This window comes from Kitasatospora griseola (assembly GCF_014648555.1).
Classification (GTDB): Bacteria; Actinomycetota; Actinomycetes; order Streptomycetales; family Streptomycetaceae; genus Kitasatospora; species Kitasatospora griseola.
Map to the genome: position 1 here is coordinate 1 of NZ_BMRI01000048.1, position 12,421 is coordinate 12,421.

The window sequence follows — 12,421 nt, forward strand, 5'->3', positions numbered from 1 at the left end:
GGCCTGCCGCCGGCCCCCCGCGGCCTGCCGCAGATCGAGGTCACCTTCGACATCGACGCCAACGGCATCATGCACGTGGCCGCGAAGGACCTCGGCACCGGCAAGGAGCAGAAGATGACCGTCACCGGCGGCTCCTCGCTGCCGAAGGACGAGGTCAACCGCATGCGCGAGGAGGCCGAGCGGTACGCGGAGGAGGACCACAAGCGCCGCGAGGCCGTGGAGACCCGCAACCAGGGCGAGCAGCTCGTCTACTCGACCGAGAAGTTCATCGCCGACAACGCCGACAAGCTCCCGGCCGACGTCAAGACCGAGGTCGAGACCGCCATCGGCGAGCTCAAGGAAGCCCTCAAGGGCGAGGACATGGCGGCCATCCGCACCGCCACCGAGAAGGTCTCCACCACCGCCCAGAAGCTCGGCGCGGCGCTGTACGCGCAGGCCGACGGCGCGGGTGCGGCCACCGGTGCGGCCGGTGCCGGCGAGGCCGGCGCCAAGGACGACGACGTGGTCGACGCCGAGATTGTCGACGACGAGAAGCCCAAGGGCGGTGCGGCATGACGGAGAAGCCGCAGGGCGAGCAGCCCGGCGACGACTCCGCCGCCGAGGAAGCCGTGCTGAAGGCCGCCGAAGAGGCTGTCGCAGGCGCGGGTGCCGACGAGCTGGCCGCCGCCAAGCGCGAGGCCGGCGAGCGCACCGCCGACCTGCAGCGGCTCCAGGCCGAGTACCAGAACTACCGCAAGCGGGTCGAGCGCGACCGGGCCACCGTCCGGGAGATCGCGGTCTCCAACATCGTGGAATCGCTGATCCCGGTGCTGGACGACATCGGCCGGGCCCGTGAGCACGGCGAGGTGACGGGCGGCTTCAAGTCCGTCGCCGAGTCGCTGGAGACGGTCGTCGCCAAGCTCGGGCTCCAGCAGTTCGGCAAGGAGGGCGAGCCCTTCGACCCGACCATCCACGAGGCGCTGATGCACAGCTACTCGTCGGACGTCACGGAGGACACCTGCGTGCAGATCCTCCAGCCCGGGTACCGGATCGGCGAGCGGATCATCCGCCCGGCGATGGTCGCGGTCGCGGAGCCCCAGCCGGGCGCCCAGACCACCGGCGAACCGGACGGTGACAAGGCTGACGGCTCGTCCGACAGCTGAGTAGGGTCCCCGTGCGCTGCGGAGTCGTACGTCGTCCAGTACGGCGGCCGGCTCCGCAGCGCCGTATCCCGGCTCTTTCGCAACAGCACGCTTCACCAACAGACTTCAGAACTACGGGAGGTGGCGGTCAAAGGCCATGAGCGCTAAGGACTACGTGGAGAAGGACTACTACAAGGTCCTCGGCGTGCCCAAGGACGCCACCGCCGCCGAGATCAAGAAGACGTACCGCAAGCTGGCGCGCGAGTTCCATCCGGACGCCAACAAGGGCGATGCCAAGGCCGAGGAGCGGTTCAAGGACATCTCCGAGGCGTACGACGTGCTCTCCGACGAGAAGCGTCGCAAGGAGTACGACGAGGCGCGCTCGCTGTTCGCCGGCGGCGGCTTCCGGCCCGGCGGGGCGGGCGGCGCCGGCGGCTTCGACTTCGGCGACCTGTTCAACGGCGGGGGCGGCGGAAGCGGCGGGCTCGGCGACGTGTTCGGCGGCCTGTTCAACCGCGGCGGCCGGCAGACCGCGCAGCCGCGCCGCGGCGCGGACGTCGAGACCGAGGTCACCCTCAACTTCGAGGAGGCCGTGGACGGCGCGACGGTGCCGCTGCGGATGACCTCCCAGGCCGCCTGCCGGGCCTGCGCCGGCACCGGCGCCAAGACCGGCACCACCCCGCGGGTCTGCCCGACCTGCGTCGGCGCGGGCACCGTCAGCCGCGGCCAGGGCGCCTTCGCGCTCTCCGAGCCGTGCCGGGACTGCAAGGGCCGCGGCATGATCGTCGACGACCCGTGCACCGTCTGCCACGGCAGCGGCCGGGCCTCCTCGGCCCGCACCATGCAGGTCCGCATCCCGGCCGGTGTGCAGGACAGCCAGCGCATCCGGCTCAAGGGCAAGGGCGCCCAGGGCGAGCGCGGCGGCCAGCCCGGCGACCTGTACGTCACCGTGCACGTCGACCCGCACCCGGTGTTCGGACGCAAGGGTGACAACCTCACCGTGACGGTGCCGGTCAGCTTCCCCGAGGCCGCGCTCGGCGGCACCATCGAGGTGCCGACCCTGAACGGTCCGGCCGTGAAGCTCAAGCTGCCCCCGGGCAGCGCCAACGGCCTGACCATGCGGGCCCGCGGCAAGGGAGCCACCCGCAAGGACGGCACCCGTGGCGATCTGCTGGTCACCGTCGAGGTCGCCGTGCCCAAAGCAGTCAGCGGAGACGCCCTGAGCGCACTGGAGCAGTACCGCGAGGCCACCGCCTCGGACGACCCGCGAGCCGCCCTGTTCAAGGCGGCAGAGGGAGCGTGAGACCCCGATGAGTCCCCACCCCGACAGCCCGCACGGCAACGAGGGCCGGATCGGCTCCGGCATCGGCGAGGGCCTGCCCGGCGGCGGCGGCCGCACCCGCCCCGCCGGCCCGCCGACGTACGTCCTCACCGAGGACACCCCGGTCTACGTGATCTCGGTCGCCGCCGAACTCTCCGGCCTGCACCCGCAGACGCTGCGCCAGTACGACCGGCTCGGCCTGGTCTGCCCCGACCGCACCGCCGGGCGCGGCCGCCGCTACTCCGCGCGCGACATCCAGCAGCTGCGCGAGGTCCAGCGGCTCTCCCAGGACGAGGGCATCAACCTGGCGGGCATCAAGCGGATCATCGAACTGGAGAACCAGGTCGCCGCCCTGCAGTCCAGGGTCTCCGAGCTGGTCGACGCCCTGGAGGGCGCCGCCGCCACGCTCCAGCAGCGGGAGGCCGCCGTGCACGCCTCCTACCGCCGTGACCTGGTGCCCTACCAGCAGGTCCAGCAGTCCAGCGCACTGGTGGTCTGGCGCCCCAAGCGCTGACCCGACCCGACCAGGAACCGTCGACATTCCTTCCCACCAGGGGGTGTCGGCGGTTTCGGTGTGCTGTCAGAGTCTTGATGAGGACAGGCTTCCGACCCGTATCGATCCGTAATTCGGGGGAACCGAGCGCCCTTCGCTCTATGATGCGGGCCGGAAGACGCCCCCGAACTGCCAGAAGCCCCCAGCTCAGGCGAGGAGTCATGGACATGAGTACTGAGCAGAGGAGCAGTGCCGGCGCCCCGGCCCTGTCACCGGCGGCCAGGTCCCTCTACGTCCGCGCCGTGCAGACCGGAGGCCGACTGACCGAGTGCGAAGCCGGCGCCTTGTCGTCCGATCGAATCGACGGCCCCTTGCAGGAGTTGCTCGCTCTCGGTCTGCTCCAGTCGGAGGTGGGGCCGTCCGGCACCTACGCCGTGAAGGATCCCCAACAACTGGCGGAATCACTGGCGCTGGAGTTCCAACGGGAAGCCGGCGAAATACTCCGGCGCTCGGTCTCGCTCCACCACACCCTGCAGGACCTGCACCGGGAATATCAGACCTACGTCAGCCACCCGGTGTCCGGAGGTTCCATCGCCTACGTCCAGGGCCGCGGAAACATCAACCAGCAGCTGGCGACGACCATGGCCAACGGCTCGGAGGAAATGCTCACCGCGCAACCCGGCGGCGGCCGCGGGGAGGACGCGCTGAAAATTGCGATCGCCCGCGATCTGAAATTCGTGGAACGCGGCGGCACGATCCGGACGATCTATCAGCCCAGCGCCCGCTATTCGAACCCGACGGTCAGTTACGTCCAGGCGGTCACCCAGGAAGGGTGCCAGGTCAGGACGCTCGACGAGGCCTTCACCAAGCTCATCGTGATCGACCGCAAAGTCGCCGTCATCACCGTGGGGGACGAGCAGAACCGCGATCGGGCGGCGTTCATCCGGGACGAGTCCGTCATCGACTACATCGTCGGGGTGTTCAACAGCCAATGGGAACGGGCGATCCCGTTCACCGGCGACCACGGGATTCCGCCCCAGGTGGTCACGAGAATGCGCCGGCAGATCGTACGGATGCTGCTGGAAGGGATCGCACACCGAACGATCGCCAGACGCCTGGGCCTCAGTGAACGAACGCTGGCCCGGCACATCGCCGAAATGCGCGAGGAGTACGGGGTCGACACGCTTTTCCAACTGGGCTGGAAACTGGCGCAAACGGAGGGGCCGACAGCCTAGAAGCCGACGGCCCCTCCGTCCCACGCTTCAGGGCTCTACCAGTAGCTGTCGAAGGAGACCACCTGGCTGGGGGTCTGGGACGCAAACCAGTGAGAGTCCGCACTCGCCGGGCCGGCTCCGAGGAACACGGTGATGCCCAGGAGGAGCGTCGAGATCAGGATACGGCGGGCCTTCAGCACAAAATCACCCCTTTCGGACAAATCCATAGCGAGCATCGTCCCCCGATCGATGTTCGCATCAATTGGCACCATATGATTACTCATCAACCGCCCCGCCGTCACCTACCGGGGTTGGCAGACTCCCCCCGGGCCATGAAATGTGCATGTCGGCGCTTAGAAGTCCGGATGATGGATAGAGGTGTCATCTATCCGCCAGGCAGTCAGATGCCACCATGCGCCAGTGGACTCCCTGACGCTCGGAGATGGACGATCAGCTAGTCGTAGCCAAAGCGGCATGATCAGCGAGTTCCACGTCGGCCCGCTCGACCCCGAAGTGCGGCAGTCTTCGGGCCTGTACCGCGTCCACCGGACAGGATCATCCGGGCCGAGCCGGCCGAATCACCACACCCGGAGTCGACATGAGTGAGCCCCACCTGCAGTACCAGGCCTCTGAGGGGCGGCGCGCACGGGTCTTCCTCGCCGCGCCCCTGATGCGGCTGACCGGGCCGGCGGACAGCGTGGTGACGCTGGCCAGCCGCACCAGACTGACCACGCTGCGGAGCACGCTGCTGCGCAGCGGAGCCGCGGTGTACAGCGCCCACCACAGCGACGCGTGGACGGTGGCCGGCCGGGCGCCGGAGCAGCGGGTGCCCTCGGACTTCCGGGCGATGCAGAGCGCGGACCTGGTGTTCGCGTACGTCGGCGCCCCGCTGTCGGCCGGCGTGAGCCTGGAGCTGGGCTGGGCCTCGGCGCTGCGCAAGCCGATCGTGATGCTGGTGGACGAGGCGATCACCCACAACCCGCTGATCGCCACCATCGAGCAGGTCTCCCCCGTGCTGCCGCTGGTGTTCGACGACACCTGGTCGCAGGAGGCGCTGCACCACACCGTGGAGACCGCGCTGGACTGGGCCGGCATGGCGCTGTCGCTGCGCAGCGGCTTCTGGACCGCGCCGGGCGAGCAGTTCCCGCGGCCGCGCCGCGAGCACACCGGCCCCTACGGCTTCTGGTCCCCCGAGATCGCCACCGGCTGACCTGCCGTCAGCCCGCCGCCGCGGGGTCGTCGGATCCCCGCATCTGCCAGCCGAGTTGGAACAGGGTCTCCGCGTCGTGCAGCTCGCGGAGCCGGGAGATGTGGCCCGCCACGGTCCGTTCGGACAGGCCGAGGCGGGTGGCGATCGAACGCTGCGTCAGCCCCTGGGCGAGCAGCCGGCCGACCTGTTCGTGGACCGGGACGACGCTCTCGCCCTCGCGGTCGGCCGAGCGCCAGCGGACCCGCTCGGCCCGCTCCCAGTCCCGTTCGAAGGCGGCGACCAGGAACGAGACCACGGCCGGGTCCTCGACCACCGCGGCGCTGGAGTTGTCCGCCGACGCCGGGACGACGGCGATCCGGCGGTCGAAGATGGTCATCCGGCTGAACGGCTCGCTCAGCGTCCGGAACCGGCCGCCCCAGCCGGTGACGGCCTCGGCCCAGCGCACCGTGGTCTCGTCGAGCAGCGCGGCGGGCTCGTAGACCGTGTGCAGCACGGCGCCGCCGCTCAGGAAGCAGCGGACCCGCTCCAGCGAGTCGGCCTGGTGGTCGCCCGGGAACACCCCGCCGGGCTGCAGGGCCAGCACCTCCTCCGCCGCCTCGTTCTCCAGCTGCCGCACCCGCTCCCGGATCCGGTCGGTCCGGTCGACGTGCTGGACCACGCTGGAGCGGTCCGCGCGGCGCGGGGTGGCGTCGTAGGCGTGGGTGAGGTCCTCCAGCAGGACGGGCATCTCCTCCGCGCGCAGCAGCATCCGGGTGCCCTCGGCGCGGAGGTCGGCGCTGATCCGGTCGCCGACCGTGCGCGGGTTGACGGCCGTCAGCGACTGGTCGGCCCCGTCGTGCGCCAGCAGGCCGAGCTCCAGCAGTCGCAGCACGCCCGCCGGGTCCTGTTCCACCGCCTCGCGGAAGTCCACCCGTCCGCCCTGGTCCAGGATCCGCTGGTAGAGCCGTCGTTCGGACTCGGTCGGCAGGGCGGCTCCGGTCGACTCGCTCACTGGTCCCACTCCTTCCGGGCCGCCCCGGGCCGGCGCCCGGGCGGTCGGTTCCGATCGGTCATTCCGGCGCTCCGCGCAGCTGCCAGCCGAGCTGGAACAGGGTCTCCGCATCGTAGAGCTCGCGCAGCCGGGCGATGTGGGCGGCCACCGTCCGTTCGGACAGGCCGAGCCGGGAGGCGATGGCGCGCTGGGTGAGGCCCTGGGCGAGCAGGGCGCCGACCTCCTTGGGGACGCCGGTGCCGCGCGGGCGGCCGGCCAGTGCGTGCCAGTCGATCCGGGTGGCGCGCGCCCAGTCCCGCTCGAACAGGTCGATCAGGGTGGCCAGCACGGCGGGGTCCTCGACGAAGGCGGCCTGGTTGTTGTCCGGCGAGGCGGTGATGATCGCGATCCGCCGGTCGAAGATCAGCATCCGCCGGAACGGCTCGTCCAGGACCCGGATCCGCTCGCCGCCGGACGCGAGCGTGGCCGCGTAGTCGACGGTGGGCGGGTCGGCGAGCGCACCCGGCTGGTAGAGGGTGCGGATGCCGATGCCGCGGGCGAGGAACGCCAGCGAGCGCTTCAGGGCCTGCTGCATCTGGCCGACCGGGCGGGCGCCGCCGGGCTGGGCGGCCAGGGTCTCCTCGTGCATCTCGGACTCGATCTGGGTGATCCGGTGCCGGATCTGCAGCCGGTCGTGCACCCGCTCCACCGCGTGCGCCCGGTCGGGGCGGCGCGGGGCCTGGTCGTAGGCGTGCACCAGGTCCTCCAGCTGGGCCGAGGCCCGCTGCGAGCGCGCCAGCTTGCGGATGGCCGCGTCGCGCAGCTCGGCGCTCAGCCGGTCGACCACCGAGCGGGGGTTGACGGCGCTCAGCGACTCGTCGACGTCGTGGTGGATCAGCAGGCCGAGTTCGATCAGCCGGAGGGTGGCGGCGGCGTTCTGCTGCATCGCCTCACGGAACATCACCCGCCCGCCCTGCTCCATCACCTGGCGGTACAGCGCCCGCTCGCTCTCGTCCGGAAGTCGGTCCTTCACCGGGCGCCGTCCCGCATCAGCCAGCCGAGCTGGAACAGCGTCTCGGCGTCGTAGCGCTCGCGCAGCCGGGCGATGTGGGCGGCGACGGTGCGTTCGGACAGGCCGAGGCGGGAGGCGACGGCGCGCTGGGTGAGGCCGGTGGCGAGCAGTTCGCCGACCCGGCGGGGGGTCTCCGGGATCTGCCGGCCCGTCAGGTCGTGCCAGGGGACCCGGACGGCGCGGGCCCAGTCGCGCCGGAACACGGCGACCAGGTGGTCGACCACGGCGCGGTCCTCGATGAAGGCGGCGGCGAGGGTCTCGGTGGACGCGGAGATCACCGCCACCCGCCGGTCGAAGACCATCATCCGGGCGAAGGGCTCGTCCAGGACCCGCAGGCGGACGCCCCAGTCGGTGGCGTCGGAGGCGTAGGCGACGGTGTGCGGGGTGTGCCGGGTGAGCGGCTGGTAGAGGACGTCGACGACGGCGCCGCGGGCCAGCGCCCTGCGCATCCGGGAGTTGTCCGCCAGGTACTCGGCGGCGCGCGGGCCGGGCTGGGCGGCCAGGGCCTCCTCGTGGTAGCCGGCCTCGATCTCCAGCAGCCGCTGCCGGATCTGCTGGACGCTGGTCAGGTGGGCGATCCCGGCGCCCGGTTCGGTGCGCCGCTGCGCGGCGTCGTAGGACTCGGCCAGTTCGTCGAAGTCGGCCGCCGTCCGTTCGGCCCGGGCGAGCAGGCCGGTGGCGTGCTCGCGCAGGGCGGTGCCGAGCCGGTTGCCGATCGTGCGCGGGTTGACGGCCGTCACCCAGCCGCCGACCAGGTAGTGCTCCAGCAGTCCCAGTTCCAGCAGTCGGGCGGCCGCGGCGGCGTCCTGTTCCATCGCTTCGCGCAGCGAGACCCGGCCGGCCCGCAGGACGGCGAGGTAGAGCGCCTTCTCGGCCTCGGTCGGAGGAACGGCGTCCGGCTCAGTCACGGTCCTCGCCTCCGCGCATCAGCCAGCCGAGCTGGAACAGGGTGTCGGCGCCGTGCTGTTCGCGCAGTCGGGAGATGTGGCCGGCCACCGTGCGCTCGGACAGGCCGAGGCGGGCGGCGACGGCGCGCTGGGTGAGGCCCTGGGCGAGCAGCCGGCCGACCCGATCGGCGGCGGTGCGGGCGGGGGCGGTGTCGAGCAGCAGGTCCCATCGGACGCGTTCGGCCCGGGCCCAGTCGCGTTCGAAGCCGGCCACGATCGTCGCGACGGTGGCGGGGTCGAGGATCAGCGCGGCCCGGCTGTGGTCCTCCGCGGCGGGGACGACGGCGGCGGCGCGGTCGAAGACCAGGGCGCGCTGGAACGGTTCGTCGAGCAGCCGGACCTCGCCGCCGGCCTCGGTGAGGGCGGCGGCGTAGCGGATCGCGGAGGGTTCGGCGAGCACGCCGGGCCGGTACAGGGTGCGGATCCGGCAGCCGCGCCGCAGCATCGGGAGCTCCTGGTGGAGCGAGGTCTCCAGGACGCTGGGGAGGAGCTCGCCGGGCTGGGCGGTGAGGGTCTCCTCGCAGCAGTCGGCGGCGAGTTGGGCGATCCGCCGGCGGACCTGCTCGCGGCCGATCACCTGGACGTCGCAGGCGGCGGGTTCGATCGGGTGGCGGACGTTCTCGTAGGCGGTGATCAGCGGGTCGAGGCGGCCGGGCAGGCATTCGGCCCGGTTGAGCAGACGGGCGGCCTCGGTGTTCATCTCGGTGCCGAGGCTCTCGGCCACCAGCCGCGGGTCGACGGCCAGGTAGGCGCCGTCCAGGCCGTCGGAGATCAGCAGGCCGGCACGGAGCAGTTCGGCGAGCGCGGGCCGCTGCGGGTCGGCGATCCGCTCGGCGGCGATCCGGCCGCCGGCGTCGAGGATCTCCAGGTAGAGGCACTGGGCGAGGTCGCCGACCGGTGCGGGCGCGGGGTCAGCCACGCCCGCCGCCTCTCATCAACCAGCCGAGCTGGAACAGGGTCTGGGCGTTGTGCAGTTCGCGGAGCCGGGAGATGTGGCCGGCCACGGTGCGTTCGGACAGGCCGAGGCGGGTGGCGACGGCGCGCTGGGTGAGGCCCTGCGCGAGCAGCCGGCCGACCCGGTGGGTGGCGGTGCGGGTGAGGGTGCGGCCGTCCAGGCTGTTCCAGTGGACGTGGTCGGCCCGGGCCCAGTCGCGTTCGAAGCCGGCCACCAGGTAGGCGATGGCGGCGGGGTCCTCGACGAAGGCGGCGCGGCTGTGGTCGTCGGCGGCCGGGATCACGGCGATCCGCCGGTCGATGACGATCATGCGCAGGAACGGCTCGTCCAGGACGCGCAGTTGGGCGCCCTGCTCGGCCATCGCGGTGGCGTGCCGGACGGCGCTGTCCTCGGTGAGCGCGACCGGCTGGTAGAGGGTGCGCATGGTGCCGCCCCGGCGGAGCATCAACTGGTCCTGGGTGTGGGCGAGTTCGAGGACGGCGGGCGGGCGCAGGCCGGGCTGGGCGCTGAGCAGTTCGAGCCGGCAGTCGGAGACCAGCTGGGCGATCCGCAGCCGGATGCTCTCCTGGCCGTCCACGTAGACCGCCTGCCGGGCCCGGTCGGCGGGCCGGGGAACGGCGTCGTAGGCGCGGGCGAGCGGGTCGAGGGCGGCGGGCAGCCGGTCGGCGTCGAGCAGCAGCCGGGTGGCCCGGGCCCGCAGGTCGGTGCCGAGGCGTTCGGCGACGGCGCGCGGGCTGACCGCGACGTAGCAGCCGTCGGCGCGGTTGGGCAGCACCAGCCCGACGGCCACCAGCTGGGCCAGCAGGGCCCGTTGGCGTTCGGGGGCGAAGTCGGAGCCGGGCAGCGCCGGGTCCTCCAGCGGGACGCGACCGCCGGCGGTCAGGATGGCCAGGTACAGCCGGGCGGCGTCGTCCTCGGGCAGTGTGTCGTCCGGGTCGGACGTCGGGTGGTCCGCAGCCACGTCGAGCTCTCCCTGCCGTGTTCCTCCGCTTGCGGATGATGATCTCAGCAGGGCGGTCCGGCTCGACGGCGGGAGCCCCCGCGGGACGGGCGGTCCCTCCGGGGCGGATGCCGGGCACCCGGCCCCGGAGGACCCGCTCGTGTCACGCCAAGCGTCAAGGCGCTTCGGCGAGGCGGAGCAGCAACGCCTCACCGATACCCGTCCGTCGGCCATCACCACACATGGCGTCCGGACCGGTGCTCTTCCCCCCGTAGCGCAGATACGAACGCACCTGTCGCCCCCACGCGAAGAGCAAGTCGCCGACCGGGCTGCGGCGGCCCGGGACGACTTGGCGTGACTACACCCTCACAGCGCGGGGAACGTCGAACAAGTGGTCTCAGGCTGCAGGTTCCCGCAAGTGCAGGAACCTGCAACAAACCACTCGATCGAGTGACCGGAATCCCGAATCCCGCAGCATTTCCCCCCACCCCGAACAGGCATTCAGTACCCATCGGGCCGGTCGCCCAAGCGGTGGCGTCGTGGGCCGCCGAAATGTCACTGCCGGATCCGGGAATTCGGCGAATCTTTTCCGAATCCGCCGATCCGGAATCGCCGGCGCCGAGTCGCCGCCCCCGATCCGCGGCCGGCGCGCGCTCCCCCGCCGCTACAGCAGCCGCCCGGCCCGCAGTCCCGCCAGGGTGCGACCCGCGGCCACCGCCCAGGCGGTGAACAGCAGCAGCCACAGTGCGACGGCCAGCCCGGTGAAGCCGCCGAACCCGGTGTGCCGGGCCAGCGCGGCCGTGCCGGTGACCAGCGTGCCGACCGGGAAGGTGAACGCCCACCAGGTCATCGCGAACGGCATCCCGGCGCGCAGCGCCCGCAGGTTGGCGACCAGCGCCACGGCCAGCCAGAGCAGCGCGAAGCCCATCACCGCGACGCCGTACACCTCGGCCAGGCCGCGGGCCACCGCCGCCCCCTGCTCCCCGGCGGCCGGCAGCGCGAGCGGCACCGCGTCGGCGAACTGGTGGACGGCGGTGGTGGACTGGCCGAACGGGCCCAGCACCAGGAACAGCGACGGGGTGAGCGCCACCGCGGGCAGCTTGTTGTGCACCAGCCCGCCGAACACCACCGGCAGCAGCACCAGGGTGGCCAGCAGACTGGCCCCGAACATCGCCACGCATCCGTACAGCAGCGCCTGCCGGGCCACCCCCTCCGGCAGGTGCGGCACCAGCGCGGGGCCGAGCGCGGCGGCCACCATCGGGGCGACCACCGGCAGCAGCCAGGTCGGGTTGGCCTCCAGCGCGGACAGCCGGTGCCGGGTGATCATCAGGTACGGCAGCCCGGCGGCCACCGCCACCGCGTACAGCGTCCCGGCGCCCCACAGCAGCGCGTCCAGCGCCAGGCCGGCCCGCTCGCCGACCACCGGGCCGCCGACCGCGAGCGCGCCGTAGCCGACGGCCAGCAGCGCCATCGGCGGGCAGCCGTAGAACACCGCGGCGGACGGGTCCTCCAGCAGGGTCCGGCGGGCCTGCTCGCGGTGGCGCACCAGGTGCACGGCGCGGGCCGCCAGCAGGACGGCCAGCAGGAGCAGCGACAGCGTCCACACCGCCTCGGCCAGGGCGAGCCGGCCCGGCAGGTCGATCGGCAGCGCGGCGGCGGCGTTGCCGGTGATCGCGGTGCCCATCACGGCGGCGTACCAGTTCGGTCCGAGCCGGGAGAGCGCGGGCGAGCCGGCGGCGTGCGGGCGGGTCTGCGGCGCGAGGAGGGTTGCCATGGCACCCACCGTCCTCCCGCCCGCGGGAAGGCGGTAGCGAGGCCTCCGCTATGAGGGCATAGCCTGAGCCTATGGCTCTCTCTCCGCACGTCCCCGAACTCGGCGCCCTGGAGCTGCTGCTCGCGGTGGCCCGGCTGGGCAGCGTCGGACGGGCCGCGGCCGAACTCGGCGTCAGCCAGCCCGCCGCCAGCGCCCGGATCAAGGGCATGGAGCGGCAGATCGGGGTGGCCCTGCTGGAGCGCTCCCCGCGCGGCTCCCGGCCCACCGAGGCGGGCCGGCTGGTGGTCGAGTGGGCCCGGCAGGTGGTGGAGGCCGCCCAGGCGCTGGACGCCGGGATCGACGCGCTGCGCGAACGCCGGGACGCCCGACTGCGGGTGCTGGCCAGCCTGACCGTCGCCGAGTAC

Annotated in this window: 13 protein-coding genes; 7 read left to right on the top strand and 6 right to left on the bottom strand. The window is 72.6% G+C overall.

Annotated features, from left to right (window positions below):
* The 6 genes from IEZ12_RS34065 to IEZ12_RS34090 form a co-directional block, all read left to right on the top strand.
* A partial coding sequence (locus tag IEZ12_RS34065) for an Hsp70 family protein (protein WP_189277815.1) occupies positions 1–555 on the top strand: 555 nt, incomplete at its 5' end.
* Entirely contained in the window at positions 552–1,142 is a 591-nt protein-coding gene (gene grpE / locus IEZ12_RS34070) for a nucleotide exchange factor GrpE (RefSeq protein ID WP_100589136.1), read from the top strand. The genes IEZ12_RS34065 and grpE, both read left to right, overlap by 4 nt.
* A 136-nt stretch (positions 1,143–1,278) precedes the next feature.
* The gene (gene dnaJ / locus IEZ12_RS34075; RefSeq protein WP_189277817.1) at positions 1,279–2,424 is read left to right on the top strand and encodes a molecular chaperone DnaJ; all 1,146 of its coding nucleotides are present in this window, start codon (positions 1,279–1,281) and stop codon (positions 2,422–2,424) included.
* A 7-nt stretch (positions 2,425–2,431) separates the two neighbouring features.
* On the top strand, positions 2,432–2,956 hold the full coding sequence (locus tag IEZ12_RS34080; protein WP_229848544.1) for a heat shock protein transcriptional repressor HspR: 525 nt from the start codon (positions 2,432–2,434) through the stop codon (positions 2,954–2,956).
* A 206-nt stretch (positions 2,957–3,162) separates the two neighbouring features.
* Positions 3,163–4,170, top strand: coding sequence for a helix-turn-helix domain-containing protein (locus tag IEZ12_RS34085; protein WP_189277818.1), 1,008 nt, complete (start codon positions 3,163–3,165; stop codon positions 4,168–4,170).
* 577 nt (positions 4,171–4,747) lie between these two features.
* Positions 4,748–5,359 (top strand): TIR domain-containing protein, encoded by a 612-nt coding sequence (locus IEZ12_RS34090; protein WP_043915284.1) that lies wholly within the window; start codon positions 4,748–4,750, stop codon positions 5,357–5,359.
* 7 nt (positions 5,360–5,366) lie between these two features.
* Here the strand turns inward: IEZ12_RS34090 and IEZ12_RS34095 are convergent, their stop codons facing one another.
* The 6 genes from IEZ12_RS34095 to IEZ12_RS34120 form a co-directional block, all read right to left on the bottom strand.
* The gene (locus IEZ12_RS34095) at positions 5,367–6,350 is read right to left on the bottom strand and encodes a LuxR C-terminal-related transcriptional regulator (protein ID WP_189277820.1); all 984 of its coding nucleotides are present in this window, start codon (positions 6,348–6,350) and stop codon (positions 5,367–5,369) included.
* Between the two features lie 58 nt (positions 6,351–6,408).
* Positions 6,409–7,362 (bottom strand): LuxR C-terminal-related transcriptional regulator, encoded by a 954-nt coding sequence (locus IEZ12_RS34100; RefSeq protein ID WP_229848546.1) that lies wholly within the window; start codon positions 7,360–7,362, stop codon positions 6,409–6,411.
* Positions 7,359–8,309: a LuxR C-terminal-related transcriptional regulator gene (locus IEZ12_RS34105; RefSeq protein WP_229848548.1), complete on the bottom strand. Its 951-nt coding sequence runs from the start codon at positions 8,307–8,309 to the stop codon at positions 7,359–7,361. The genes IEZ12_RS34100 and IEZ12_RS34105 overlap by 4 nt, the downstream gene beginning before the upstream one ends.
* Complete coding sequence (locus tag IEZ12_RS34110; protein WP_189277822.1) at positions 8,302–9,267, bottom strand: helix-turn-helix domain-containing protein; 966 nt, start codon at positions 9,265–9,267, stop codon at positions 8,302–8,304. The genes IEZ12_RS34105 and IEZ12_RS34110 overlap by 8 nt, the downstream gene beginning before the upstream one ends.
* Positions 9,260–10,264 (bottom strand): LuxR family transcriptional regulator, encoded by a 1,005-nt coding sequence (locus IEZ12_RS34115; protein WP_100589131.1) that lies wholly within the window; start codon positions 10,262–10,264, stop codon positions 9,260–9,262. The genes IEZ12_RS34110 and IEZ12_RS34115 overlap by 8 nt, the downstream gene beginning before the upstream one ends.
* A 643-nt stretch (positions 10,265–10,907) precedes the next feature.
* Positions 10,908–12,017 carry a TDT family transporter gene (locus IEZ12_RS34120; protein ID WP_189277824.1) on the bottom strand — a complete coding sequence of 370 codons (1,110 nt, stop codon included), beginning with the start codon at positions 12,015–12,017 and terminating at the stop codon, positions 10,908–10,910.
* A gap of 71 nt (positions 12,018–12,088) precedes the next feature.
* Between IEZ12_RS34120 and IEZ12_RS39680 the strand changes: the two genes are divergently transcribed.
* Positions 12,089–12,421, top strand: a 333-nt coding sequence (locus IEZ12_RS39680) for a LysR family transcriptional regulator (RefSeq protein ID WP_229848550.1), incomplete at its 3' end; no start/stop codon positions are given.

Coding starts and splice junctions, on each gene's coding strand:
- grpE (WP_100589136.1), top strand. CDS start 552: ATGACGGAGAAGCCGCAGGGCGAGCAGCCCGGCGACGACTCCGCCGCC.
- dnaJ (WP_189277817.1), top strand. CDS start 1,279: ATGAGCGCTAAGGACTACGTGGAGAAGGACTACTACAAGGTCCTCGGC.
- IEZ12_RS34080 (WP_229848544.1), top strand. CDS start 2,432: ATGAGTCCCCACCCCGACAGCCCGCACGGCAACGAGGGCCGGATCGGC.
- IEZ12_RS34085 (WP_189277818.1), top strand. CDS start 3,163: ATGAGTACTGAGCAGAGGAGCAGTGCCGGCGCCCCGGCCCTGTCACCG.
- IEZ12_RS34090 (WP_043915284.1), top strand. CDS start 4,748: ATGAGTGAGCCCCACCTGCAGTACCAGGCCTCTGAGGGGCGGCGCGCA.
- IEZ12_RS34120 (WP_189277824.1), bottom strand. CDS start 12,017: ATGGCAACCCTCCTCGCGCCGCAGACCCGCCCGCACGCCGCCGGCTCG.